Source organism: Massilia sp. W12 (assembly GCF_037300705.1).
Classification (GTDB): domain Bacteria; phylum Pseudomonadota; class Gammaproteobacteria; order Burkholderiales; family Burkholderiaceae_D; genus JACPVY01.
Window position 1 is genome coordinate 54,433 of sequence record NZ_CP147776.1, and the last position, 25,817, is coordinate 80,249.

The following is a 25,817-nucleotide window of genomic DNA, read 5'->3' on the forward strand; positions in this document are numbered from 1 at the left end:
GATGGTCATGCAGCAGGATTTTGCCGCCGCGCGTTTTATCAAAGAAATCGGACGCGGACGCGATGGCGCTCGCGCCATGGGGCTGGAGGATGCGCAGGAATTGTATGGCGCCATGCTGGATGGCCGGGTCGCCGATCTGCAGCTGGGCGCGATTTTGCTGGCCATGCGCATCAAGGGCGAGAGCGTGGAGGAGCTGCATGGATTTTTGCGCGCCGCGCATGCGCGCATCCCGCCTTTGAGTGCGCCTGCCGGCGAATTTGCGCCGGTCTTGTTGCCCAGTTATAACGGCGCGCGCCATGCGCCGAATCTCTTGCCCTTGCTGGCGTGCATGTTGGCGCAGCGCGGCGTGCCGGTCTTGATTCACGGCGTATTGCAAGATGCGGGACGGGTCGCCACGGCGGAAGTGATGCGCGCCGCCGGCTTGCCGCTGGCGCAGCAGCCGATTCATATTTACGCCAGCTGGCAGCGGCATCAGCCGGCGTTTATGGCGATTGATCATCTGTCCCCCGAATTGGCGAAACTGCTCAGCTTGCGGCGCGTTTTGGGGGTGCGCAACTCCACTCACAGCGTGGTCAAATTGTTGCAACCTTTCGCTGAACCTGCGTTGCGCATCACGTCTTACACCCACCCGGAATATTTGCGCGTGCTGAGCGCGTATTATCAAAGCGCGGAAGCGGCCAGCCTGGGCGACGCCTTATTGATGCGCGCCACAGAAGGCGAAGCGGTGGCGAATGTGCGGCGCGCGCAGCAGATTGATGCGTTTTGCGCGGGCGCACAAAGCACGCTGGTGCAGCGCGAAGAAGTGGCCGGGCCGCCGCCTGACTTACCGGAACGGGGTGCGGCGGAAACGGCGGCCTGGATGGACGAAGTCTTGTGTGAGCAGCGCCAAGTCCCGCCGGCTTTGCTGGAACAGGTGGAGCAGATTTGCCAGGCTGCGCGCGCTTTGCGCGCGCGTTTGCCGCTGTCAGGAGGGCCGGGCGCAGGATACCAGCGCGGCTAAAATCACATCGCGCCATTTCTTTGGCGTGCCCTCGTTTTTCTCTTTCGGCAATTCTGTGCGCGCTTCGCTGTAATCGGCGTACAGCATGCCAAAGAAACGGCCATTCACAGATAACGACCAGACCTGGAAAGACTTGCCGCCGACCAGCGGATGAAACCATTCCGGCAGCAGCCGGCTGTAAGTCGGGTTGCGGATATCGCCCACATACACGTCTGCATTTTTGCTCATCAAAATGCGGAACAGATCAGGGCGCTGGCCATGACAGTGGAATTTTTGCGCGATTTGATTGGCATTGCGCCCCACGCCGGAGACCGCAGTCAAGCCGCCTGAGCCATCCGGCAGACACAGCAAAACCAGATCGAAATCATATTCATCATGCAGGATGCGTAAAGCCTGATGAATCATATCAATCGGCTTTTTACCGCCTGAGCGTGGATTGGGGCGGGTCAGACTGTCTTGGGAAGACAGCGAGTCGAGCACTTTTTCAGAAGACTTGCGCAACATCATGCGCGCATGCTCGACATCGCAAGGGTACTGCATATCTTTCAACATGCTGTCGAGGTCGGCCAGAGCGCCTTGAATCCATTCCTGAGTTTCATCGTTTTTCAAACCCAGGGCCTGGTGGAAGAAATTCAAATCATGCTGAATCACAATCCGCTCACGTCCTTCCGGCAGGCGGAACAGGGCGTCTGTCACATCGCGCGCAAACAGCGCAGCCACCGGATGCCAAGCTTGCGCGCTGGCAGGCGGGCGCGGCGGCACTTTTTCGGCGCGCACCGCCAGACTTTGTTGCAATACGTCGGGAAAACTCCAGTGTTGCGCCGCCATATTGCCCAACTCTTCAAAGCTCATGCCCAGGGTATGGCTGATCGCCTCATCTTCAGTCAAATTGCGCTCAGCCTGCAGAGTGTGGCTTTTTTCAATTTCGTCGAACAGATAATAATAGGCGCAGATGCGTCCCAGATTTTGCAGCAGGCCGCAGACCTGCGCTTCTTGCGGATTGTAACGGCCACCATTGTGACGCGTGATGATGGCGCTGAGCGCGCCGCAAAACCAGGCCGCAATAATCTCGGCATGCAGATGTTGTAATTGCGATTTGTTTTGTATCGACGCCAGCAGCGGGAGCGCGGCGGCGGTCTGTTTGACGGTGCTCAGACCCAGTACGGAAATGGCCTGATCAATGCTTAACACATTGCTTTTGCCGCGTGCGGTGGCGTTGGCGGCGCGCAGCAATTTACAAGTCAGGCCAGCGTCGCGCAAAGCGGCAACCACGATTTCACGATTGCCGGATAAGGTGTCTTCATCCATATTCACAATCGCGTTCACCGAGCTGGCAAGCGCGGCAAAACCCTCGTCCTGATCCAGCAGCGTTAATAGCTTTTGCGTGGTTTCTGCGCGCAAGTCTTTTTGCTCATCCATAACGTGTCCTGTTTCCGCTTGCGCCCGGCGTCAGCCCTGACCGCATGAATTGGGCGGCAGGTGGCAGGCAGGGCATTGGTCGTCTGTCTGGCCTTCTTTGGGCCATACTACGTGAGCCGGCTGCGCGCCGCAACAGCGAGCATGCGCAAACAGGGCGCGCGGGCCTGAATTGTTGCGGCGCCGCTGCATCGCTTTTTTGCCCGCCTTATGCGCGCTGGCGCCGCGATCCTCTGGCAACATCGCCTAAGTGGATGGGGTTTGCCTGTATCGGGTGGAGAAAATAGTCTGGCAGTCTGTGTTGTGTTTTTGCCGCGCAGGGCGGCGCCAGAGAGGCGGTTTTGGAATTTGTCGCCCGGTCGAGACAAAATGCGTAAAAATTCAGCAGGGTCTTCACAATTTTCCGGATTGCTGCTAGAATTTCGCTCTTCCTAATAATCCTTGGCACAGATTTTACATGACCACCATCCGCCTGAAAGAAAATGAGCCGTTTGAAGTCGCTATGCGTCGCTTCAAGCGCACCATTGAAAAAACCGGTCTGTTGACCGAACTGCGCGCACGCGAATTCTATGAAAAGCCGACCGCAGAGCGTAAGCGCAAATTGGCTGCCGCCGTGAAACGCCACTACAAGCGTATTCGCAGCCAGCAGTTGCCGAAAAAGATGTACTGATCGCTGCTTCGCACGATATACCGCTGGCCCGAATTTTCGGGCTTTTGGTATTTTTGGGCGCGCAGCGTTCTTTTTTTGGAATTCAGCCGGTCGGCTGATTCTCTGCCGTTTTCACGGCTACCGCCAGATTGCTGGCGTCATTGCCTGCTCCGGTTCGCCGCAGCGGGATATCGTTGTTTTCGGCTGTGCTTGCGCCTGCCGCATCTTTTCTCCGGGGAATACACATGGGCTTGAAAGAACAGATCAATGATGATGTCAAGAATGCGATGCGCGCCAAAGACAGCGCCCGGCTTGGCACATTGCGTTTGCTGACTGCTGAAATCAAGAAGAAGGAAGTGGATGAGCGCGTCGATGTGCAAGACGGTGATGTCATCGCCATTTTGGGCAAGATGATCAAGCAGCGCAAAGATTCCATTACCCAATTTGAAGCCGGCGGCCGTCAGGATCTGGCGGATAATGAGCGCGCTGAAATGACGGTGCTGTCGGCCTATCTGCCGGCTGCCATGTCGGACGCGGAAGTGGACGCCATCGTTGCCGCCGCCATCGCTGAAACCGGCGCCGCCGGCCCGCAGGATATGGGCAAGGTGATGGGCGTGGTCAAGGCCAAGGTGGCAGGCCGTGCGGATATGGGCGTGGTTTCGGCCCGTATCAAAGCGGCTCTGGCCAAGTAATACCAAGCAAGTCCGGGCGCCGTGTGATTCCTCCCTCATTCATTCAGGATTTACTCAACCGGGTGGATATCGTTGATATCGTCGGCGCCCGCGTGCAATTAAAAAAAGGCGGCGCAAACTATATGGGTTTGTGCCCCTTCCACAGCGAAAAATCCCCCAGTTTCACGGTTTCTCCTTCCAAGCAGTTTTACCACTGTTTTGGTTGTGGCGCGCATGGCACCGCGATCGGTTTTTTGATCGAATGGGGCGGCATGGGCTTTGTCGAGGCGGTGCGCGAACTGGCTTCCGGGGTTGGCATGCAAGTGCCGGAAGAGGATGAGAAAATCCCGCCGGCGCAACGTCAGGCGGCGCAGGCGAAAAACCTGGCCTTGTCTGATCTGATGACGCGCGCAGCCGATTTTTACCGCAAGGAATTGCGCGGCGCCACCCACGCCATCGCCTATCTGAAAGGACGCGGCCTGACCGGTGAAATTGCAGCGCGCTTTGGCTTGGGCTATGCGCCTGCCGGCTGGGATGCTTTACGCCGCGTGTTTCCGGATTACGATGCGCCGGAACTGGTGCAAGCCGGCTTGCTGATTGAGCGTGAAGAAGGGGATGGCGGCGCCGGGCGGCGCTATGACCGGTTTCGCGACCGCATCATGTTCCCGATCCGTAACAGCAAAGGGCAGGTGATCGCGTTTGGCGGGCGCGTACTGGATCAGGGCGAACCAAAATATCTGAACTCGCCGGAAACCCCGCTGTTTCAAAAAGGCCAGGAATTGTATGGCTTGTTTGAAGGGCGGCAGGCGGTGCGCGAAGCAGGTTATGTGCTGGTGACTGAGGGTTATATGGATGTGGTCGCGTTAGCACAGCACGGTTTTGCGCAAGCGGTGGCGACGCTGGGCACTGCTTGCACCAGCACCCATGTGCAAAAGTTGTTGCGCATCAGCGATTGTGTGATTTTCAGTTTTGATGGCGATAACGCAGGGCGGCGCGCCGCGCGCCGCGCACTGGAAGCCTGCTTGCCTTTTGCCACCGATGGCAAAAGCCTGAAGTTTCTGTTTTTGCCGCGCGAGCATGATCCGGACAGCTTTGTGCGCGAATATGGTCGAGCGGCATTTGAGCAGGAAGTGGCGCAAGCCATGCCGCTGTCGCAATTTCTGATCAACACAGCGGTTGATGAAAACGATTTGGACGAGCCGGAGGGGCGCGCGAATACCTTGAATGCCGCCAAGCCGCTGTTGCAAGCTTTGCCGCCGAATGCCTTGCGCATGCAAATTGTGCAATTGCTGGCCAAGGTGGTGGACGCCAAGCCGGAGCAGCTTGAGCAGATCTGTGAATTGCAAAAGCCGGTGCTGGTGACCGGCTTTGCCAAACCGGCGCGCCAGCGCAGTGCGCCCACGCCGCTGGCTTTGCAAGTGATGCGGATTTTGATCGCGCATCCGCAGTTGGTGGAGGAAGTCACCCCGGAAGGTTTGCAAGCCCTGTTGGCGCGCGCGCCGGAATCGGCGGAATTGCTGGAGCAATTGATAGGGATTGCGCTGGAATTGGGCGAGCATGCCAATTTTGCGCAATTATCAGAACAATTACGCGAGTTTGAGGATTTTTCCGCCATGATACGTGCGGTGGCGGCGGAGCCTGAGCAGGATGCGCAGGCCTGCCGCCTGGAATTGCGCGGCGCATTGCGCAAAAACCGTCTGTTAGCGCTCAAAGAAGAACAAAACCAGCTGATGCAAGGCGAAGTGACGCCGGCAGTGGCGCAGCGCTATCGCGACATCACGCAACTGATACAGGCGATGCAGCGCGAAGAGGAGGCTGAACGCGGCCCGCGCTGAGTTTTTCGGCGCGAAATACATTTTGATATTGAAAAAACGGCGTTTGCAGCACATCTTGTATGCAGCGCCCCATGACTGTGCTTCTGGCCATCCTTACCTTGGAGCAATGGAAAACCCGGTACCCGTGTTATAATATAAGGCTTATGTAAACTGCCTTTGGGGTTCGGATTTTCTGCCTGGCCCGTTGCAAGCAGCCCTCGCGGCGCCGGCACAGAAGGCACAGTCGTTTCGCAAACTTTCCAACTGATGGCGAAGGCAATGAAGAAACCTGCTAAAACCCTGAGTCTCCCCGCAAAAAACAAAACGCCGGAAGGCGAAATCGACAATGGCGGCGCGGATGCGCCGACCGTTGAAGTGAAATACAAGCGCAGCATGCGCGCCAAAGTCGAATTGGCGCAGGATGACGAGGCAGTGGCAGGCAAGCCGGCGCGCGGCGCCAGGCATGCAGCTGCTGAGCCGGTCGAAGTCAAAGTTGGCAATGCCCCTACCGTGTCGCAGACCACCGATGCCGCCACACTGGCCGCCATCGATACTTCGGGCTATGTGCTGCCTGGCGTCAAAGTGCCGGGCCGGCGCGGGCGCAAACCGAAAGAATTCCAGCCGGAAAATGATGAAGTCGCGGCCCTGAACGCCGTTGAGCGCGCCGAATTGAAAGCCGCCGACAAGGCCAAGGCCAAAGACCGCAAAGCCAAGGAAAAGGCATTGCTGAAAGACGCATTCTCTTCAGACACCGAAGCGACTGAAGAGGAATTGGAGCGGCGCCGGCAAAAACTCAAAACCCTGATCAAATTCGGCAAAGAGCGCGGCTTTTTGACCTATGCCGAGATCAACGACCATCTGCCGGACAATATTGTCGAACCGGATGCAATTGACGGCATCATCAGCACTTTCAACGACATGGGCATCGCGGTGTACGAACACGCGCCGGATGCGGAAACCCTGTTGCTGTCGGACAATGTGGCCATCGTCACCAGCGATGATGAAGCCGAAGCCGCTGCCGAAGCCGCCTTGTCCACCGTGGACTCCGATTTTGGCCGCACCACCGACCCGGTGCGTATGTATATGCGTGAAATGGGTTCGGTCGAGCTGTTGACGCGCGAAGGTGAAATTGAGATCGCCAAGCGTATCGAAGACGGCTTGCGCGACATGATTCAAGCCATTTCCGCCTGCCCGATCACCATCGTTGAAATCATCGAGGCCGGCGAACGCATCGCCAAAGAAGAAGTGCGCGTGGATGAAGTGGTGGATGGCATTGTGGACCCGGACGCGCAGGAAGATGAGCAGGCGCTGGCGGCGGATGCCGAGCACGACGAAGATGAAGACGAAGACGCCGACGAGGAAGAAGACGATGATGTCGGCGGCGGTTCGGCGGCAGCCGGCTTCTCCAGCGAACAGCTGGAGCAGCTGAAAAAAACGGCGCTGGAAAAATTTGAAAATATCTCGCAGCACTACAAAAAAATGCGCAAGTGCTACGAGAAAGAGGGTTATCACTCCAAGTCTTATCTGAAAGCGCAGGAAGCGATTTCGCATGAATTGCTGGGCCTGCGTTTTACCGCCAAGATGGTGGAAAAACTGTGCGACACCCTGCGCGGCCAGGTGGATGAAGTGCGTCATATCGAGAAGCAGATTCTGGATGTGGCGGTGAACAAGTGCGGCATGCCGCGCGCCCACTTCATCAAAGTGTTCCCGGGCAATGAAACCAATCTGGAATGGGTGGATGGCGAAGTCGCCGCCGGCCATGCTTACAGCGCCGTGCTGGGCCGGAATATTCCGACCATCAAGGAATTCCAGCAACGCCTGATTGATTTGCAAGCGCGCGTGGTGCTGCCGCTGCAGGATTTGCGCAACATCAACCGTCAAATGGCGGCGGGTGAAATGAAGGCGCGCAAAGCCAAGCGCGAAATGACCGAAGCCAACTTGCGTCTGGTGATTTCCATCGCCAAAAAGTACACCAATCGCGGCTTGCAATTCCTCGACTTGATCCAGGAAGGCAATATCGGCTTGATGAAGGCGGTGGACAAATTTGAATACCGTCGCGGTTATAAATTCTCGACCTACGCCACCTGGTGGATCCGTCAGGCCATCACGCGCTCCATCGCGGATCAGGCGCGCACCATCCGGATTCCGGTGCACATGATAGAGACCATCAACAAGATGAACCGCATTTCGCGCCAGATTCTGCAGGAAACCGGTTCAGAGCCGGATCCGGCCACCCTGGCGGCGAAGATGGACATGCCGGAAGACAAAATTCGCAAGATCATGAAGATTGCGAAAGAACCGATCTCGATGGAAACCCCGATTGGCGACGATGATGATTCGCATCTGGGCGACTTCATCGAGGACAACAACACCCTGGCCCCGGCGGACGCCGCCTTGCACGCCTCCATGCGTGGCGTGGTGAAAGATGTGTTGGACTCGCTGACCCCGCGCGAAGCGAAAGTGCTGCGCATGCGTTTCGGCATCGAAATGTCCACCGACCACACGCTGGAAGAGGTTGGCAAGCAATTTGACGTGACGCGCGAACGCATCCGCCAGATCGAAGCCAAGGCGCTGCGCAAACTGCGTCATCCTTCACGTTCGGATAAGTTGAAGAGTTTCCTGGAAGGGAATTGATTCAGTCCTTACCTGCCAGATGTATAATCATAAGAGGCTTTGTTCCGTATTGGAGGTGAAAATGGATGCAGCTACTGCAAGCAAGTATGGCTTGAAATACATACCAAAAACTGAGGTTGTACGCCCCAAAAACTTGCAGTCATTAAATGATGACAATGTGGATATCATTGAGATTGCAAAGCGCGTGATGGAAGAGCACAAAGAAGTGCTGGATGCATTAGCAAAACGCTGATTTCAGCTAGAGCCGCAGCCTGAGTTTCCCTTAAGTTGCGGTTTTTTCTGAGAAAAATTATTTCTTGTTGTCAATAGATTTGCGGAAAACGTAATGATTGGTGCGAAGAAGGTAATGGAAATCCATGATCTTGTGATTATGCAAGAAGGTGGGTTGCTTGGTGATCATGGCGTTGGAGCGATTGAGGGAGCATTAAGCCGAGTCATCAATCGGATAATGTACGAGGGGATGGAAGATGCCTATGAAATTGCAGCAATGTATGCAGTTTCAATTGCTCGTGGACATGTTTTTAATGATGCAAATAAAAGAACAGCACTATTAACAGCATTGTCATATCTTGAGTCGCAGGATATCTGGGTATCAAGAAGCCCGCAGCTTGAAGAAATGATGGTGGATGTTGCGCAGGGTTTGATTGACTACAAAGATTTTGCGCATGCACTTTACATGTGTGCGAAAAAGTGAGTTGATTTTAACGTCAATTTTCGTCCCTTCACCGAAGAACTGATAAAATTCTCCGCTTCGGGCCTCTAGCTCATGCCTGGTTAGAGCAGCGGACTCATAATCCGTTGGTGCCGAGTTCGACTCTCGGGGGGCCCACCAGAATGTAAGCCGCAGCGTGCAAACGTTGCGGCTTTTCTGCTTTTTGCAGCTTGCATCGCGACGAATGCTGGGTTATGGTGAAGTCCAGGCGTATGCCGGCTGGCAAAAGTGATAAAATAGAGAGTTGCCTGCATGCAAGATCAGGCGCCATGCGGAACCCGCATGCGGTTTTCCTCCTCAACCAAGCTTGACGAAAGACATGTCAGATACTGCCGACCCAGTTATTCCCGCTGCAGACACGCCAACCGACGTTGCGGAAAACCGCCCGCGCTTTGCCGATTTTGGCCTGGCGCCGCAAATTCTCAAAGCGCTGGAAGCCCAGGGCTATCTATACCCCACCCCGATTCAGGAGCAGGCGATTCCTATCGTCATGCAAGGACGGGATGTGATGGGCGCCGCACAAACCGGCACCGGCAAAACCGCCGGCTTTTCCCTGCCTATCATCCAATTACTGTTGCCCACGGCAAACGCCAGCATGTCGCCGGCGCGCCATCCGGTGCGTGCGCTGATTTTGACGCCGACGCGTGAGTTGGCGATTCAGGTCGCCGAAAATGTGAAGGCTTATTCCCAATTCACTTCCCTGCGCTCCACCGTGGTGTTTGGCGGCATGGATATGAATCCGCAGGCGGAAAAATTGCGCGGCGGGGTGGAGATCGTGATCGCCACGCCGGGCCGTTTGCTTGACCATGTGGCGCAAAAAACCGTCAGCTTGAGCCAAACCCAGTTGCTGGTGATGGATGAAGCTGACCGTATGCTGGACATGGGCTTTTTGCCTGATTTGCAGCGCATCATTTCGCTGCTTCCGGCCAAGCGGCAAAATTTAATGTTTTCCGCCACCTTCTCGCCGGAAATCAAAAAACTCGCCGCCACCTTCCTGAATAACCCGGTCAGCATCGAAGTTGCGCGCAGCAACTCGACGAATGAAAACGTGACCCAGGTTTTGTATCAGATCGAGGAAGAGGACAAAAACGATGTGATCGCGCATCTGATCCGCAGCCGCAATCTGAAGCAGGTGCTGGTGTTCTCCAATACCAAAGTGGGCGCTTCGCGTCTGTCGCGCCAATTGGAGCAGGAAGGCATCAAAGCCACTGCGATTCATGGCGACAAGACCCAGCAAGAGCGTTTAGCCGCCCTGCAGGCGTTCAAAGATGGCCAGACCGATGTGCTGGTGGCGACAGACGTGGCGGCGCGCGGCCTGGATATTGCCGAACTGCCGTGCGTGATCAACTATGATTTGCCGTTTAACGCCGAAGATTATGTGCACCGGATTGGCCGCACAGGCCGCGCCGGCGCCAGCGGCGATGCGATTTCTCTGTTTTGCGCCAAAGATGAGCGCTGTCTGCAAGACATTGAAAAGCTGATCAAACGCAAGCTGGAAAAGCAGAAATTGGACGATTTCGCGCCGCGCCGTTCCAGCGAACGCAGTATGCGCCGCGAAGAAGCTGACAATTGGCGCAACCGCAATGCTGAACGCAGCCCGTATGCGAATAATGCCGGACGCGGGCCGAAGCGGGAAAAAGTCGATCCCTGGTTCCTCAAACCCTATGAGCCGAGCAAGAGCGGCCCGGCGCCCACGCCAGCACCCGCAGCACGCCCGGCGAAGCAGCAAAAACTCGCCTTCCTCCTGGGTGGGCGGCCAAGCCAGGCTTGAGGGGGCATCGCGCCGCTGTGCAAGCGGCGCGTCTCAATCCACCCAGCGCGCGCGCCAGCTTTGCAGCGCGCGCCGCCAAAATGCCGCCAAACTGTCTGCGCCCACTGTATCGAGCTGCAAAAATCCGGCCGCCTGCTGCAGCAGCGCCAAGCGGCTGGCTTCATCGGCGCCGGGCAAAATCGGCGCGGCCCCGGTTTGTTTCGATAATTTTTCCCCGCCTGCATTCACCACCAGCGGCAAATGCAAATAACGCGGCCGGGCATAGCCTAATAAATCCTGCAAATACAACTGGCGCGCGCTCGAATCCAGCAAATCCATGCCGCGCACCACATCGCTCACACCTTGTTCCGCATCATCCACCACCACCGCCAGCTGATAAGCCCAATAGCCTTCCACCCGGCGCAATACAAAATCGCCCACTTCGCTGGCTAAAGCCTGTTGGCAGGGGCCGAGGTGGCGGTCGTTGAAGGTGATCAGATCGTGCGGCGCATCCGGCACGCGCAAACGCAGGCTGCGCCCGCTTTTGCCAGGGGGCAGACCCTGGCGACAGGTTCCGGCATACAGCGGCGCGCCATCCGCCGCCCGCAGCGTGCTGCTGAGGGCGATTTCGCTGCGGCTGCAGGCGCAGGGGTAAACATATGTCCCCAGACGTGCGCAGGCCTCAGCATAGCGCTGCTTGCGCTCGCTCTGGCGCAGAATCGGGCCATCGCTGTGCATGCCGAGCTGGCCCAGCACTTCGATAATCGCGGCTTCCGCTCCGGCCACGCTGCGCGCTTCATCCACGTCTTCAATCCGCAGCAGCCAGCGCCCGTCATGTGCGCGCGCATCCAGAAAACTGCCCAGCGCTGTCACCAAAGAGCCGGCATGCAAGGCCCCGGTGGGGGAGGGCGCAAAGCGCCCGACATAGGGTGCAAGCAAAATGTTTCCTCAGGTTGAATAATCAAAAACGGTGCAGCAAAGCAAGCCGCCATTCCCGGCGACGGGCGGCGCTGCTGCCGCAGGCAAGCTTCGCTTTGCATGAAAAAGCATACACGTTCAAGAGAATAATTTTTCCCAGCAAGCCGGATCGGAAAATTTTTGCACAAACCAGCGCGTGCATTTACCTTGCGCAGTTTTGCGCCAACCCAGATGCAGGGTGTCGGGCGGCTTGGCCTGCAGGGTTTGCTTTTCCACCAGCAAACCGCGCGCCAGAAACTGGGCCGCCATATGGCGCGGCAAATGGCCGCAACCCAGTCCAGCCAATTGCGCCTGCAATTTGTCTTGCAAACAGGGTACGGTGAGCACTTCCTGCCCGCTCAATAAACCAAAGCTGCTGGTCGGCAAATTCCTTGCGCTGTCCCCGACTGCAATCACGCGGTGGGCCTGAATTGTCATGCTCTCCAATGGCTCTTGTGCTTGCGCCAAAGGGTGCGCGGGCGCGATTGCAAAAATCCATTCCACACTGGCCACCGCCTTCATTTGAAAAACGCCGCTGCTGCGCAAAATTTCCGGCCCGCCCGCCGCCGTGCCTAACACGATATCGGCCCGCCCATCCAGCAAGGCTTCCCATACTCCGGTCAGCACCTCAAACGCAAAACGCAAACGTGTGCCGGGCATGGTTTCCTCAAATTCCTGAATCAGCGGCAGCAATTTTTCAAACGCCACCACATTGTCAATCGCCAGCCGCAATTCCACTTCCCAGCCGCGCGCGGTGCGCTGCACGCGGCGCTCCACTTCCGCCGCTGCCGCCAGCAAACTGCGCCCCTGTTCCAGCAACTCGCGCCCGGCGGCGGTGAGTTGCGCGCGATAGCCGCGCCGGTCAAACAGCAGCACATCCAAATCCTCCTCCAGCTTGCGCACGCTGTAGGTGAGGGCGGACGGGGTGCGCTGCAGCGCCTCAGCTGCGGCGGCAAAGCTGCCTTGGCGCGCAATCGTATCCAGGATTTGCAAGGCTTCCAGGGTCAGCATCATGATAAAAACATGTTCAAAAAAATTGAATGAGTTGTCCAGCGATGGGGCCTTATCTGGGCCGCAACTGAGCGCTATAGTAACGTCATCGCAGCACGAAATTAAAAAAAACGTGCGGCGGAATCAGAAAAAATTTTGAATAAGGAACTCATCATGATGCGCTTACGCAAAGCAGACCAACGCGGTTACGCTGACCATGGCTGGTTGCAATCCTGGCACAGTTTTTCTTTCGCTGATTATTACGACGCCAACCATATGCACTTCGGCCCCTTGCGCGTGATCAATGACGACTGGATCGCGCCCGACAATGGTTTTGGCATGCACGGCCACCGCGATATGGAAATCATCAGCTATGTGCTGGCCGGCGAATTGAGCCACAAAGACAGTATGGGCAATGGCAGTGTGATCCGTCCCGGCGCAGTGCAGCGTATGAGCGCCGGCAAAGGCGTGCTGCACTCTGAGTACAACCATGGTCAGGACACCACTCATCTGTTGCAAATCTGGATTCATCCATCGCAGCCGGGCGGCTCGCCTTCGTATGAGGAAAAAGTTTTCCCGACTGAGGAAAAGCAAGGCCGCCTGCGCCTGGTCGCCTCGCCTGATGGGCGCGAGGGCAGCGTCTCGATGCAGCAGGACGCCTTGCTGTATGTTGGACTGTTTGACGGCGCACAGCAAGCCAGTCTGGCGCTGCGCCCGGGTCGTCTGGCCTATGTGCACTTAGCACGCGGCGCCTTGCAAGTGAATGGCCAGGCTTTACAAGCTGGCGACGCCTTGCTCTTGCAAGACGAAGCGCAGATCAGCATCAGCCAAGGCGAGGCGGCGGAAGTGCTGGTGTTTGATCTGCCGCCGCAATAAATCTGTTTTCTACTGAATACATGCGGGGCGCGGCCAGGCGCCGGCTCCCGCTCACCCTGAAAAAACGAAAGGAAGCATCATGGCTAAAATCGCAGTTGTTTATCATTCCGGCTACGGCCACACCCAGAAACAGGCGCAGAGCGTATTTGCCGGCGCGCAATCGGTCAGCGCGGATACGCATTTACTGGCGATTGACGCAGAAGGCAATCTCGACGCCGCAGCCTGGGAAACCCTGGCGCAAGCTGACGCCATTATTTTCGGCGCACCGACTTATATGGGCATGGCTTCCTGGCAATTCAAAAAATTCGCCGACGCCACCTCCAAAGCCTGGTTCACTCAGCAATGGAAAGACAAGCTGGCGGCCGGTTTCACCAATTCCGCCAGCATGAATGGCGACAAGCTCTCCACCTTGCACTATATGTTCACTTTGGCGATGCAACACGGCATGTTGTGGGCGGGCACAGGCATGTTGCCGGCCAACCGTAAAGAGTCAGGCCGCAACGATGTGAACTACCTTGGTTCATTCGCAGGCGCCATGGCGCAAAGTCCATCCAACGCTTCCGCCGAAGAAGGCCCGCTGCCCGGCGATTTGGAAACTGCGCGCCTGTTTGGTGAGCGTATCGCGCAGCAGGCGGCCCGCTTGCGCGCTTGATGCAGCAGGCGCGCTGCGGCAGGCTTTCAGGGTGTAAAGTATGGCAATTGCCGCACGTTATGTGCGGCAAGCGCACTTTAAATTGCCAGATGAAAGCATGAAGCCGACACCCGATGTAAGCGATGCGCACTTAGTGCAAGACATCCGCCAACTGATAGAACAAGGCCGGCGCCAGCTGGCCGCCAGCGTCAACAGCGCCTTGACCCTGCTGTATTGGCAGATCGGCCAGCGCTTGCGCAGCGAAATCCTGCAAGGCGCGCGCGCCGCCTATGGCGAACAAATCGTCGCCGGCGTGGCGACGCAACTTGAAGCGGAATATGGGCGCGGTTTTTCGGCGAAGAATTTGCGGCATATGCTGCGTTTTGTCGAGGCGTTTCCGGACGAGCAGATTGTCTCCGCGCTGCGGAGACAATTGAGTTGGACGCATATCAAGATGCTGATCTACATAGATGACCCGCTCAAACGCGATTTTTATCTGCAAATGAGCCAGCAGGAGGGCTGGAGCACGCGCATCTTGCAAGAGCGCATGGATTCTCTGTTATTCGAGCGCACCGCCTTATCCAGGCAACCACAAGCGCTGTTGACGCAAGAATTGGCACAGCTGCGCGCCAGTGGCGAAATGTCACCGGCCCTGGTCTTGAAAGACCCGTATGTGCTGGATTTTCTGGGATTGCAAGACCGCTATCTGGAAAAAGACCTGGAAGATGCGATCTTGCGTGAGCTGGAGCTTTTTTTGCTCGAACTCGGCGCCGGTTTCACCTTCGTCGCGCGGCAAAAGCGCATCCAGATCGACAACGACGATTTCTATATCGACCTGCTGTTTTACAACCGCCGCTTAAAGCGTCTGGTGGCGATAGATTTGAAGCTGGGCGATTTCAAAGCCGCCGACAAAGGGCAAATGGAGCTGTATCTGCGCTGGCTGGCCAAGTACGAACAGGAGCCGGACGAGGCCCCGCCGCTGGGCATTATTTTATGCAGCGGCAAAAAACAAGAGCAAATCGAACTGCTGGAATTGGGCGCCAGCGGGATTCATGTTGCGGAATACCTGACGGCGCTGCCGCCGAAAGAGGTGCTGCAGGCGAAATTACAGGAGGCGGTGGCGCAATCGCGTCAAAGACTGGCAGCCACGGACAGCAGCCGCGAAGATTGAGTCTCATTTTACGGACAAGACCTTATGCGCGATCCTGCCTCATCCCCCGTGCGGCCTATAGCCGCCCCCGCCGGATTCGATTAGCATCAAGCTTCCCCGCATCATATGAAAGCCGCACATGAGCACCGCCAGTCCGCCGCCCGATCCTGCCGCCCGCGTTGCTGTCGGGCACAGCTTGATTGAAGATGTGTTGGCGCTGTTTACCGGCGCGGTGCTGGTCTCGCTCGGGGTTTCCATGTTTAAGCAAACCGGTTTGCTGACCGGCGGCACGGCGGGGCTGGCTTTTTTGCTGCACTATCTGGCGAAAATTTCCTTCGGCTGGGCGTTTTTCGCCATCAATCTGCCGTTTTACTGGCTCGCCTGGCGGCGCATGGGGCCGCGTTTCACCGTCAAAACTTTTTGCGCCATCGCCCTGGTGGCGTCGCTCTCAGATTTGCATCCGCGCTTATTTCAACTGCATGCGCTGACCCCGTTTTATGTCGCCTTGATCGGCGGCGTGATGATGGGGGCCGGGTTTATTATTTTGTTCCGCCATCAGGCCAGTCTGGGCGGCTTTAATATTCTGGCGCTGTATCTGCAAGAAAAATACCGCATCCCGGCTGGCAAATTATTGCTGGGGCTGGATTTGAGCATCTTGCTGATTGCTGTCAGCTTTGCCCAATGGCCGCTCTTGCTGGCTTCGGTGCTGGGCGCGGTGATGTTGAATGTCGCCATCACCTTGAACCACAAAGCCGGGCGTTATGTCGCGGTCTGATCCGTAAAACGCGCAAGCGTTTGCGCGCACCGCATTCTGCTGCTAGAATGCGCAGCTTGTCGCGGGTGTAGCTCAATGGTAGAGCAGGAGCTTCCCAAGCTTAAGACGAGGGTTCGATTCCCTTCACCCGCTCCATCTCAGAGATGCCCATGCAAGACAAGCCGCCCGCAGCGCTGAACAGCGCACCAGAGTCCGATTCAGCACAGGCTGTCGCCGGACAAGCCCCCCGCACCATGTTGTATGACCCGAATGAGCGCCGCATCCGCAGCTTTGTCACGCGCGCAGGCCGGGTCTCGACCGGACAACAGCGCGCGCTCGATAGCCTCGGCCCGCAATTTTGCCTGCCCTACGCCAAAGCGCCCTTGGACTATGCCCAAGTGTTCGGGCGCAGCGCGCCGGTGGTGCTGGAAATCGGTTTTGGCATGGGCGACACCACGGCCCGGATTGCCGCCGCCTTGCCGGAACATGATTTTATCGGCGTCGAAGTGCATACCCCCGGCATTGGCAGCTTGCTGAAATTGATCGGCGAACAGGATTTGCACAATCTGCGCCTGATTCAGCATGATGCGGTGGAAGTGTTGCGCGATATGATCCCGCCCGCCAGCTTGGCCGGCGTGCACATTTATTTCCCCGACCCCTGGCACAAAGCGCGCCACAACAAACGCCGCCTGATCCAAAGCCCCTTCGTGGCCGACCTGTGCCGCCACATCGCGCCGGGCGGCTATTTGCATTGCGCCACCGATTGGGAAGACTACGCCGTGCAAATGCTGGAAGTTCTGTCGGCAGAAGCCAGCCTGCAAAACACGGCAGACGGCTATGCGCCGCGCCCGGCTTGGCGTCCCGAAACCAAATTCGAGCGGCGCGGCCTGCGTTTAGGCCATGGCGTGTGGGATTTGCTGTTCCGCAAGAAATAAGAATTGCGCCACATGCTTGAATCTAGTCAGGTATAGATACAGAAGATGCGCAGGTAATGCCCGCTGGACTTGATCGAAAGATCCCCAGCGGGTTTCCTTTTTTGGGGAAATGATTACGCCGATTCCAGAGGAAAAAGGCTGCGTCAAATTGTTCTCCATGGCTTTCTTTGATGCGCCACATCTGTTTCGCTTGGCTAAAAAACGGCCGCGCGGCTTTGGTGACTTGTCGCCCCGCAACTTGCCGCCAACGCAAGTAATCTTTCCCGCCGTTCATCAAAGTAATCAAAGAAACAACAAGCGCCCGCGCTTTTCAGCTGCCGCCTTGCAGTTTTCCCGCCACGGTTTAGCATGCTTACAACCTGCTGCTCGCCAGGCGTGACAGGTTTCCTATTTCTACAAAAAATCTCACATCAACCCGCATCAGCAAGCAGGAGGCAGGATGTTTGAGTCCGTCCCTAAGTACCAGCAATGGCTGGAGCAGAACTTGAATCAGCAAGCCGCCGTGGCCGGCAGTGTGCATCTGGTGCGTGATGGCGCCTTGCATCTGGTGGCGGCGCGCAACTTACCGCCGCCAGTGTTGGCGGCGGTGGCCGTGGTGCCGGAGGGCAAGGGCATGGCGGGACTTGCCATGCAACGCAAAATTCCGGTCAGCACCTGCAATCTGCAAACCGATGAGAGCGGCGATGTGCGTCCCGGCGCGCGGGCAGTGCAGGCGCAGGCGGCCATTGCAGTGCCGGTGCTGGATGGCGCGCAAGGCGTGTCTGCAGTGGTGGGCTACGCCTGGGGCGATCAACGCGAATTGGATGAAACGCTGCGCCAACACTTGAGCCGTCAGGCGCAAGATTTGATGCACTTGCTGTGAGGGACAAGACATGATCCGCATCAAACCATTTCGCGCCAGCAGCAAAGGCGGCGCCGCCGCACGCCATAAAGCTGAGCTGGAGGCGCTGAAAAAAAATCTGCAATTGGCGATTGAGCTGGAACACGCCACCATTCCGCCCTATCTGTACGCGCTGTACTCCATCAAAGATGGCCGCAATCTGGAAGCCGCCGCCTTGATCCGTTCTGTCGTGATTCAGGAAATGTTGCACATGGCGATTGATTGCAACATTCTCAACGCCATTGGCGGCCGGCCTAAATTGGCTGATCCCAATTTTATTCCCAGCTATCCCGGACATTTGCCGGGCGATGTGCAGGACAAATTAATCGTTGGCCTGGCTCCGCTGTCCAAGCAGCTGTTGCACGATGTGTTCATGATGATCGAAGAGCCGGAACATGCGGTCGATGGCGACCCGACCCCGGACGATGGCGTCACCATCGGCGAGTTTTACAAAGAAATTCAGCAGCAGATTGTGCAAGCCGGCAAGGGCGGCAATATCTTCACCGGCGATCCGGCCAAACAAGTCACCACCGGCTTTGCCGAATTGCAGCATTTGCATATCTGCGACCAGAAAAGCGCCCTGGCGGGGATTGAATTGATCATCCGCCAGGGCGAGGGCAGCAGCCGCTCACCACTGGAGCCGGATGGCGAATTGGCGCATTACTACAAATACGCCGAGATTTATCATGGCCGCAAACTGGTGCACAACCCCGACCCCAAAGGCGAGCCGCCATGGGCGTTTCTGGGACACCCGATTCATTTTGACCCGTGCGGCGTGGAACCGGTGATTGTCAATCCAAGCAGCGCCAGCTATGCCGGCAAGCCCGAATTGCAGCGCCTGAATCTGAATTTCAATACCGGCTATTCCGACCTCCTGCGCAAGCTCGACCTGGTCTTCAATGGCCAGCCGGATCAACTCGGGCCGGCCCTGCTGTTTATGCAAAACATGAAGAGCATGGCGCAATACATGATGGCGCAGGAAGTAGTGCCGGGACAGACAGCCGGCCCGACCTTTGAATGGATTGCATAAACGCACGAGGGCAAAATGGAAAAAAGCAATTGGTGGATGTTTCATGGCGACCCGGCGCACAGCGGCGCGATCAAGGGCAGCAATATTCAGCGCGCTAATCTGGATAAATTCGGCTTGCTGCACGATATCGAGATTCCCGGCCCGGTGCTGTCGGTGCCGGCAGTGGTGGATGGCTATGTGTATGTGGGTTTGGCGAATAACCACGATCTGCCCGGCTCGAATGGCGGCAAGTTTCTGAAAATTGATCTGAAAAGCGGCAAGATCACACACCAGTTTGAATGGGCGATTGACCCGGCGCAGGGCGATTCGCACGGCTTCATGGGCATGGGCTGCACCCCGGCGGTATGGAATGGCAGAGTGTATTTCAGCGCCTTCGATGGCAAATTTTATTGTCTGGCGCAAAGCGATTTGAAACTGGAATGGGTGGTCGATTTGCGCTATGCCGATCTGGCGCACAACCAGCCAGTCACCAATCCATGGGAGAAGGATGATCCGCCGCCCGCCGGCTGGTGTTCACCGGTGGTGGCGCCAAATGATGGCGCGAATGGCTTGGTGTTTGTCGGCATTGGCGAAGGTGAAAACCCGCAAACCTATGGCTTCGTGTATGCCTTGGATGCGAAAAGCGGCGATGTGGTGTGGCTGTATTGCACCTGCCAGTTCACCGATGGCGTGCCGAATGTGCCGAATATGATTCCGCCCGATGCGCTGACTGAAGATACGCTGGCCAAGCTGCCGGCCATGTTTTCTGTCGGCCCGAATCAACCGCCGGTGCGCGGCTGCTCGGTCTGGTCGTCGATTGCCTACGACAGTCAATACGACCGGATTTACTGCACCACCGGCAACCCGTCCCCGGATACCTGTTTTCCGACCAAGGGTTTTTCCAATGGCATCCTGGCATTGAATGCCGCCAGCGGCGCCTACTGCGCATTTTTCCAGCCGCCGCCGGAAAGCAGTTATCGCGACACTGACAACGACGTCGATTTTGGCGGCTCGCCCACGCTGTTCACCCTGAATGGGCGGCGCGTGGTGGCGGCAGGCTGCAAAAACGGCAGCATCTTTTTATGCGATGCCGCCAGCCTGGAACTGCTGAAATGGCGTCAATTGCTGCCGCTGTATAACGATGGGACACAAATCCCCACAGTCGATCCGCATGTCGGGCCGAACGACAACCGCATGGACCCGTTTGTGCCAAACCGCATGTCGGATGAAATCGACCAGGAAAACTATTCCGGCACCTATTCCACCCCGGCCGTGCATGCCGCATTGGGGCGCTTGTACATCGGCGTGGGCGGCAATAATTATCACAATGTGCAAGCCGGCATCGACTACAGCACCACGCCTTTCATGCGCGCGCTCGATTGGCAAACCCTGGACGACGCCTGGGAATTGGACAATGGCGATCCGCGCCGCTATATCGCGCCCACCCCGCCGATGTACACCACACCCGGCGAAGCCGCGCTCAGCTCGCCCTTGGTGTTGAATGATCTGGTGTTTTGCTCCACCTCCAAAGTGGCCTTGTACGCCTTTGACGCCTATAGCGGCAAGATGCTGTGGCAAGACCAATTGGGTGAGCAAACCGGCGGCATGAATGGCGGCTATGGCTATTGCCTGGGGCCGGCGGCAGCGGGCGATTATGTGGTGGCCGGCGCGCTGGTGTTTGGCAAAAGCGGCGGCGTGCTGCGGATTTATGGATTCAAGAAAGGCTGAGCGCGATGTTTGAGATCATGATGTTTGGCATTCTGGCGGGGGTGGATAATCTGCAAGCCTGCTCCGCGCTCGGCCTGTTGCCTTTGCATAAGCGGCGTCTGCACTTGCTGGCCGCCGCTTTTTGCTTGAGCGAAATCGGCGCCGCGCTGCTTGGCATGTGGCTGGCGCGCAGCCTCAGCGTCTGGCTCGGCGTGGATGGGCCGGAGTTCGGCCCCTGGCTGATGCTGGCCTGCGGCGTGCTGGTGCTGGGCCTGGCCTGGCGCGGCGATGATGAGCGCTTGCATGATGTGATCAATCAGCGCGGCTGGATTTTCGGCTTGCCGCTGACCCTCAGCTTTGACAATCTGGCGGCTGGGGCCGGCATCAGTTTTTCTTCTGTCCCGCTGTTTTCTGCAGCGCTGGCGATAGGCGTGATTTCCGCCAGCATGTCTTGCATCGGTTTGTATCTGGGACAAGGCGTGCGCCGTTTTCTGCCGCAGAAAATGGATTATGCCGCCGGCTTTTTCTTATGTGGCCTGGCTTTGTGGCGCATGTTGATGCCGGAAACAGCGCATTGAAAGGGGCGTGATGAAACATCTCTTGCATGGAAAATTGCATTTTCCCAGCTCGCTTGCTTTTGTGCGGGAAGGGCGCATGGCCGGTTGTCTGTTCATCGCCGAAAGCGGCTTGCCGTTTGACGGCGCGCCCAAGGGCGGGGTGGTGAGTTGCATCACGCCGGGCGGCGCGCGTGAAATCGTGTTGCGCAATTTGCGTGAGCCGGTGAATGGTTTGCTGTGGCATCAAGACAGTCTGATCATCAGCGAGGGCGGGCGTCCGGGCCGCATCAGCCGCCTGTTTCCCGATAGCGGCAAGCTGCAAGTGCTGCAGGATAATTTACCGGGACATGGTAATTATCAAACCAATATGGCGGTGGCCGGGCCGGATGGCAAACTGTATTTCAGTCAGGGCGCACTGACCAATAGCGGCATGATCGGGCATGATTCGCTGCAAATGGCCTGGCTGCGTGAAATTGAGCATGCCGCCGACATTCCCGGCATGGAAATTGTGCTGCGCGATGTGGTGCGCCAGGCGCGCGACAATCAGGGACGGGTATGGGAGAGCGGCGCGTTTTCCCGTTTGGGCGAGCGCCATGCGCCAGGGGCGCGCCTGGCGGCGCAATTGCCCTGTACTTCCTCGGTGATGCGTATGAACCTGGATGGCAGTGAATTGGAATTGGTGGCCTGGGGCCTGCGCAATGCTTACGGCCTCTTGTTTTTGCCGGATGGCCGCTTATTGGCGACAGATCAGGGTGCGGATGTGCGCGGCGTGCGCCCGGTGTATGGCTGCCCGGATTTTCTGTATGAAGTCAAAGCCGGCGCCTGGTATGGGTTTCCCGACTTCTACGGCGGCAAACCGATTTCCGCCTATGCTGCGCCGGATGGGACGCAGCAGGAATTTTTGTTAGCGAATCACGCCGAACTGCCGCCGCCGCAAACCCCGCTGACAGCGTTTGAAATCAATGCCTGCGCGGTGAAAATGGCGCAAATTCCAGCCGGCTTGCCATATGCCGGCGATTTGCTGGTGGCGCAGTTTGGCGATGAGCGTCCGTGGACTGCGCCGGGCGCGGGCCAAGCCGGACGCAATCTGGTGCGCGTCAGCCTGCACGATTGGCAGGTGCACAGCCTGCCGGACTTGGGCTTGCAGCGCCCGCTTGATCTGGCTTTCGGCCCGGATGGCTTGCTGTATGTGGTGGACTTCGGCGAATTTGAGTTCCGTCCCGATTTCAGTTTTGCCGCGCGCGCAGGCAGTGGCGCGGTGTGGCGTATCGATCCCGCATTTTTGGAGCACAGCGCATGAAAAAAACCGTCTCATTTGCGCGCGACATCGCGCCCATCTTCGCCCAATTCCGCGCTTCCATGACCTGGCGCCTGGATTTGACCAATTACGACAGCGTGAAAGCGAACGCGGATATGGTGTGGAGCCAGATCAGCACGCAACAGATGCCGCCAGCTCCTTATCCGCCGCTGACCAAGGCGCAACTGGCCTTGTTTCATACCTGGATGAAAGAAGATTTTCCGGCTTGATTACGGCGCCGCCAGGCTTTTGGGTTTGGCGGCGGCTTGCCCCGCTGCGCTGCGTTTGAGCTGGTCGATTTTTTGCGCGCTCCAGCCGCTTAATTTCGGCAGATTTATTGCTTCTTCCTGCAGCAATTTCGGTAATTCCTCATAATATTCCTGGCCTTGCTGCAATGCTCGTTGCTTGGTTTTCTGGCATGTTTGCATGCACTCTTGATGTAACTCTTCTTGCGCTCGATTGCTGTTGGCGTCAGCATGCTCATTGCGCTTTTGCATAATCGCTTTGACTTCCACCTGGCAAAATTGATTGCAGTCAGTTTTTTCCACCTGCGCTTTGCAACTCGCCATATCGCCCTTGAACGGGTAAGTAATAAAGTGACGGACTTGCCAGTTTCTGCTGTCGCGGGTGGCAGTCAAGACCAGGTCTTCAGGGAAACTCTCAGGCGTATAACGCAGGTGCAAGCGGGTGATGACGGCGGGGCGCTTGCGTTCATCTTTGAGCGGCGGCATCTTGATCAGCCCGCCGGGACTTTGCAAGGCGGCAAAACCGGCTTGCGCATCGCCGGACAGCCAGAATACGCCGGCTTTTTGCAATTCCTCATTTGTGGGCGGATCGGTAATACAGGGGTCGCATGAATTCAGGCTCCAGGCATATTCTGTAAAGATGTTGCGATAGCCCTCTTGTTTGGATTGCTTGTCGAACATGGCTTGATAAAACTCGGCATAGTGCGGTTTGATAAAATTGGGCAGCGCCATATCGGTCGGCAATTTACTGGTGCGATAGTTAGCGGCTTCCACCCGACCCTCGCGCGTGAGCGCATACACAATCAAATCCTGCGGCTTGCCGGCTTCCGCGTTCAACATGCCCAGCCGCATCGGCAGCATGAATTTCGGGCTTTCAAAGGCGAATTGCAAAGGACGCAAATAGCCGAAACCAATCCGTTTTTGCTCTTTCAGATTCACTTTGGCGACAAAAAATTTCATACCCTGCTTGATGTAGGGCGCCAATGCGCTGCTGGCGCCTGGCGGGATTTTGTAGCCGTTTTGGCGCAGCCAGAGTTCCAGCCCTTCAGACTGTTTGGCCGACAAACTCACGATGTCATACTCATCCAGGGTGAACTTGGCCTCGACTGTGACGCCTGTGGCCTGGTAACGGCGCGCGTCTTTGCTGAAATAAGTGCTGGCAGTGACATGAACTTTTTGCACGGACATGTATTTTATACCCCACGGAATTTCAAACTTGCATGGGTCTTCATCATGATATTCAGTCAGGCGCGGCGCGCTGAGTTCATCCAGTTTCTTGAAAATTGCTTTGTCGGCGATTCGCACTTGTCCCTGTTTGATGACTTGCGGGGTGGGCACAACCAACACGAATTCTGACAGCGGGCCGGCATAGTCGTTTTGCATCGAAATCACCGTGCGTTCGCCGTCGCGCGCCAAAATCACCTGGCTGGCGCGGTTGTACAGCGAGGCGTCAGCCCTGGCGGCGTAAAAGCCGCAAAAGGCTTGCGCTTGCTGGCTGAAGGCTGCTGCGCCAAGCAGCATGACGCAGCATATTTTTTGAAAGCGGGCATACATCATGTTTTGGCTCCAATAATAATGGGGGGCGACTTATTTTTTGGCGGCGGCACTGTAGCGCTGCGCCTCCGGCATCTGTTCGATTTTTTGCAAACTCCAGCCGCTCAAATCAGACAGCGTTTTCTTTTCCTGTTCCAGCCGGTTGGGCAAGTCCACGCGGTAATATTGCAGCGCGTTTTTCAAGCCATTCGCCTTGCTCTCATTGCAGGATTGCAGGCATTCCGCATGAAGTTTGTCACGGCTTTTTTGCTGCCATTCCGGTCTGAGGATTTTTGGTTCTTCGCGTTGCACCCGCAAAACTTCTTCCACCCTGGGCTTGCATTCAGCCGCGCAATCGACTTTCGCCGCCTTCTCGCGGCACTGCTGCATATCGCCGCTAAACGGTTGCTGAATCACATAGCGCGCCTGCCAGTTTTCATTATCGCGGGTTTGCGTCAACACCAAATCCTCAGGAAAACTCTCCGGCGTGTAGCGCAAATGCAGACGGGTAATCATGGCGTCGCGCTGGCCGCTTTGCGGCAGCGGCGGCATTTTGACTTGCGCGCCAGGGGCCTGCATGGATTGGAAACCGGCGATGGCATTGCCGGACAGCCAGAACACGCCGGCTTTTTGCAATTCTTCAGCCGAGAGCGGATCGGCGGCGCAGGGATCGCACCAATTCATGTCCCAGAAATATTCTGTGAACACGCTGCGATAGCCATCCTGTTTGGCCTGCTTTTCAAACATATCCTGATAAAACGCGCCAAACTGCGGTTTGATGAAAAAGGGGAGATTCATATTCGCCGGCAGTTTTTTAGTGCGGTAGTTGGCGGCTTCCACCCGTCCCTTGCGCGTCAACACATACACAATCAAATCCTGCGCACGGCCGGCTTCCGCATTCAACATGCCAAGTCGCATCGGCAGCATGAATTTCGGACTTTCAAAGGCGAATTGCAGCGGGCGCAGGTAGGAAAATCCGGTTTTTTTCTGCTCCTTCAAATTCACTTTGGCGACGAAAAATTTCATGCCCTGTTTGATGTACGGGGCCAGTGCGCTGCTGGCGCCTTTGGGGATTTGGTAGCCGTTTTCACGCAGCCAGATTTCCAAGCCTTGCGACTGTTTCGCCGACAGGCTGAGAATATCGTATTCCTCCAGCGTGAATTTGGCGTCTATTGTCACCCCCAGTTGCTTGGCGCGCTCGGCTTTCTCCATCATGGGCGCGCCCGCCATCGCCATTGGCGCGGGCATCATGCGCATGTTATAGCCCATCTGCGGCCCCCAGTAATTTTCCAGGCGGCAGGGGTCTTCATCATGGTATTCGGCCAGACGCGGGGTGGAAAATTCATCCAGGCGCTTGAATACATTTTTATCAGCGATACGCACCTGTCCCTGTTTGATGGCTTGCGGGGTCGGCACGACCAGCACAAATTCAGACAGCGGCCCCTGATAATCGTTTTGCATCGAAATTACGGTGCGCTCGCCATCGCGCGCCAAAATCACCTGGCTGGCGCGGTTGAACAGCGAGGCGTCGGCCTTGCCGGCGTAAAAGCCGCAAAAAGCGTGTGCGGGCGACGCCAGAATGGCGCTCAACAGCATTGCACTTGGCAGGTGTTTCAAATAAGTCTGAATCTGCATACAGTTTTCCTTTGA

25 protein-coding genes and 2 tRNA genes are annotated in these 25,817 nt (G+C 57.0%); 22 read left to right on the plus strand and 5 right to left on the minus strand.

Features of this window, described 5'->3' with window-relative positions:
* Positions 1-7: 7 nt before the first annotated feature.
* On the plus strand, positions 8-1,000 hold the full coding sequence (ybiB, locus tag V8J88_RS00200; protein WP_338847123.1) for a DNA-binding protein YbiB: 993 nt from the start codon (positions 8-10) through the stop codon (positions 998-1,000).
* Here the strand turns inward: ybiB and V8J88_RS00205 are convergent.
* Positions 965-2,419 carry an HDOD domain-containing protein gene (locus V8J88_RS00205; protein WP_338847124.1) on the minus strand — a complete coding sequence of 485 codons (1,455 nt, stop codon included), beginning with the start codon at positions 2,417-2,419 and terminating at the stop codon, positions 965-967. The genes ybiB and V8J88_RS00205 overlap by 36 nt on opposite strands.
* Positions 2,420-2,873: 454 nt before the next feature.
* Here V8J88_RS00205 and rpsU point away from each other — a divergent pair, with 454 nt between their 5' ends.
* From rpsU to V8J88_RS00245, 8 genes are all read left to right on the plus strand, one after another.
* Positions 2,874-3,086 (plus strand): 30S ribosomal protein S21, encoded by a 213-nt coding sequence (gene rpsU / locus V8J88_RS00210; protein ID WP_005877634.1) that lies wholly within the window; start codon positions 2,874-2,876, stop codon positions 3,084-3,086.
* A 224-nt stretch (positions 3,087-3,310) separates the two neighbouring features.
* Positions 3,311-3,757: a GatB/YqeY domain-containing protein gene (locus tag V8J88_RS00215; RefSeq protein ID WP_338847126.1), complete on the plus strand. Its 447-nt coding sequence runs from the start codon at positions 3,311-3,313 to the stop codon at positions 3,755-3,757.
* Positions 3,758-3,780: 23 nt separating this feature from the next.
* Positions 3,781-5,571 (plus strand): DNA primase, encoded by a 1,791-nt coding sequence (gene dnaG / locus V8J88_RS00220; protein ID WP_338847127.1) that lies wholly within the window; start codon positions 3,781-3,783, stop codon positions 5,569-5,571.
* 258 nt (positions 5,572-5,829) lie between these two features.
* Entirely contained in the window at positions 5,830-8,184 is a 2,355-nt protein-coding gene (rpoD, locus tag V8J88_RS00225; protein WP_338847128.1) for an RNA polymerase sigma factor RpoD, read from the plus strand.
* 61 nt (positions 8,185-8,245) lie between these two features.
* Entirely contained in the window at positions 8,246-8,416 is a 171-nt protein-coding gene (locus V8J88_RS00230; RefSeq protein WP_338847129.1) for a hypothetical protein, read from the plus strand.
* A 93-nt stretch (positions 8,417-8,509) separates the two neighbouring features.
* Complete coding sequence (locus tag V8J88_RS00235) at positions 8,510-8,878, plus strand: type II toxin-antitoxin system death-on-curing family toxin (protein WP_338847130.1); 369 nt, start codon at positions 8,510-8,512, stop codon at positions 8,876-8,878.
* A gap of 59 nt (positions 8,879-8,937) precedes the next feature.
* Positions 8,938-9,016: transfer RNA gene (locus V8J88_RS00240), tRNA-Ile, on the plus strand.
* A 199-nt stretch (positions 9,017-9,215) separates the two neighbouring features.
* Entirely contained in the window at positions 9,216-10,667 is a 1,452-nt protein-coding gene (locus tag V8J88_RS00245; RefSeq protein ID WP_338847131.1) for a DEAD/DEAH box helicase, read from the plus strand.
* A 33-nt stretch (positions 10,668-10,700) separates the two neighbouring features.
* Here the strand turns inward: V8J88_RS00245 and gluQRS are convergent, their stop codons facing one another.
* Together gluQRS and V8J88_RS00255 are read right to left on the minus strand one after the other, a co-directional pair.
* On the minus strand, positions 10,701-11,588 hold the full coding sequence (gene gluQRS / locus V8J88_RS00250; RefSeq protein WP_338849970.1) for a tRNA glutamyl-Q(34) synthetase GluQRS: 888 nt from the start codon (positions 11,586-11,588) through the stop codon (positions 10,701-10,703).
* A gap of 114 nt (positions 11,589-11,702) precedes the next feature.
* Positions 11,703-12,617: a LysR substrate-binding domain-containing protein gene (locus tag V8J88_RS00255; RefSeq protein ID WP_338847132.1), complete on the minus strand. Its 915-nt coding sequence runs from the start codon at positions 12,615-12,617 to the stop codon at positions 11,703-11,705.
* A 150-nt stretch (positions 12,618-12,767) separates the two neighbouring features.
* Here V8J88_RS00255 and V8J88_RS00260 point away from each other — a divergent pair, with 150 nt between their 5' ends.
* The 13 genes from V8J88_RS00260 to V8J88_RS00320 all read left to right on the plus strand — a co-directional run bounded on the left by V8J88_RS00260 (position 12,768) and on the right by V8J88_RS00320 (position 22,619).
* On the plus strand, positions 12,768-13,469 hold the full coding sequence (locus tag V8J88_RS00260) for a pirin family protein (RefSeq protein WP_338847133.1): 702 nt from the start codon (positions 12,768-12,770) through the stop codon (positions 13,467-13,469).
* 79 nt (positions 13,470-13,548) lie between these two features.
* A complete protein-coding gene (locus V8J88_RS00265; RefSeq protein WP_338847134.1) occupies positions 13,549-14,121 on the plus strand; it encodes a flavodoxin family protein in 573 nt (190 codons plus the stop codon).
* A gap of 97 nt (positions 14,122-14,218) precedes the next feature.
* Positions 14,219-15,271, plus strand: a complete 1,053-nt coding sequence (locus V8J88_RS00270; protein WP_338847135.1) for a PDDEXK nuclease domain-containing protein — start codon at positions 14,219-14,221, stop codon at positions 15,269-15,271.
* 118 nt (positions 15,272-15,389) lie between these two features.
* The gene (locus V8J88_RS00275) at positions 15,390-16,025 is read left to right on the plus strand and encodes a YitT family protein (protein WP_338847137.1); all 636 of its coding nucleotides are present in this window, start codon (positions 15,390-15,392) and stop codon (positions 16,023-16,025) included.
* A 61-nt stretch (positions 16,026-16,086) separates the two neighbouring features.
* Positions 16,087-16,160: transfer RNA gene (locus tag V8J88_RS00280), tRNA-Gly, on the plus strand.
* Positions 16,161-16,258: 98 nt separating this feature from the next.
* Positions 16,259-16,939: a tRNA (guanosine(46)-N7)-methyltransferase TrmB gene (gene trmB / locus V8J88_RS00285; protein ID WP_338849972.1), complete on the plus strand. Its 681-nt coding sequence runs from the start codon at positions 16,259-16,261 to the stop codon at positions 16,937-16,939.
* A 109-nt stretch (positions 16,940-17,048) separates the two neighbouring features.
* On the plus strand, positions 17,049-17,318 hold the full coding sequence (locus V8J88_RS00290; protein ID WP_338847138.1) for a hypothetical protein: 270 nt from the start codon (positions 17,049-17,051) through the stop codon (positions 17,316-17,318).
* A 60-nt stretch (positions 17,319-17,378) separates the two neighbouring features.
* Positions 17,379-17,801 (plus strand): hypothetical protein, encoded by a 423-nt coding sequence (locus V8J88_RS00295; RefSeq protein ID WP_338847139.1) that lies wholly within the window; start codon positions 17,379-17,381, stop codon positions 17,799-17,801.
* 10 nt (positions 17,802-17,811) lie between these two features.
* Positions 17,812-18,849 (plus strand): ferritin-like protein, encoded by a 1,038-nt coding sequence (locus V8J88_RS00300; RefSeq protein WP_338847140.1) that lies wholly within the window; start codon positions 17,812-17,814, stop codon positions 18,847-18,849.
* A gap of 15 nt (positions 18,850-18,864) precedes the next feature.
* Positions 18,865-20,556, plus strand: a complete 1,692-nt coding sequence (locus V8J88_RS00305) for a PQQ-binding-like beta-propeller repeat protein (RefSeq protein WP_338847141.1) — start codon at positions 18,865-18,867, stop codon at positions 20,554-20,556.
* Between the two features lie 5 nt (positions 20,557-20,561).
* Positions 20,562-21,113 (plus strand): manganese efflux pump, encoded by a 552-nt coding sequence (locus tag V8J88_RS00310; RefSeq protein ID WP_338847142.1) that lies wholly within the window; start codon positions 20,562-20,564, stop codon positions 21,111-21,113.
* 7 nt (positions 21,114-21,120) lie between these two features.
* The gene (locus tag V8J88_RS00315; RefSeq protein WP_338847143.1) at positions 21,121-22,392 is read left to right on the plus strand and encodes a hypothetical protein; all 1,272 of its coding nucleotides are present in this window, start codon (positions 21,121-21,123) and stop codon (positions 22,390-22,392) included.
* Entirely contained in the window at positions 22,389-22,619 is a 231-nt protein-coding gene (locus V8J88_RS00320; protein ID WP_338847144.1) for a hypothetical protein, read from the plus strand. Before V8J88_RS00315 ends, V8J88_RS00320 begins: the two co-directional genes overlap by 4 nt.
* On the opposite strand, the gene V8J88_RS00325 is transcribed toward V8J88_RS00320, so the two are convergent.
* Positions 22,620-24,191: a DUF2330 domain-containing protein gene (locus tag V8J88_RS00325; RefSeq protein ID WP_338847145.1), complete on the minus strand. Its 1,572-nt coding sequence runs from the start codon at positions 24,189-24,191 to the stop codon at positions 22,620-22,622.
* Positions 24,192-24,221: 30 nt separating this feature from the next.
* On the minus strand, positions 24,222-25,802 hold the full coding sequence (locus V8J88_RS00330; protein ID WP_338847146.1) for a DUF2330 domain-containing protein: 1,581 nt from the start codon (positions 25,800-25,802) through the stop codon (positions 24,222-24,224).
* Between the last annotated feature and the right edge of the window lie 15 nt (positions 25,803-25,817).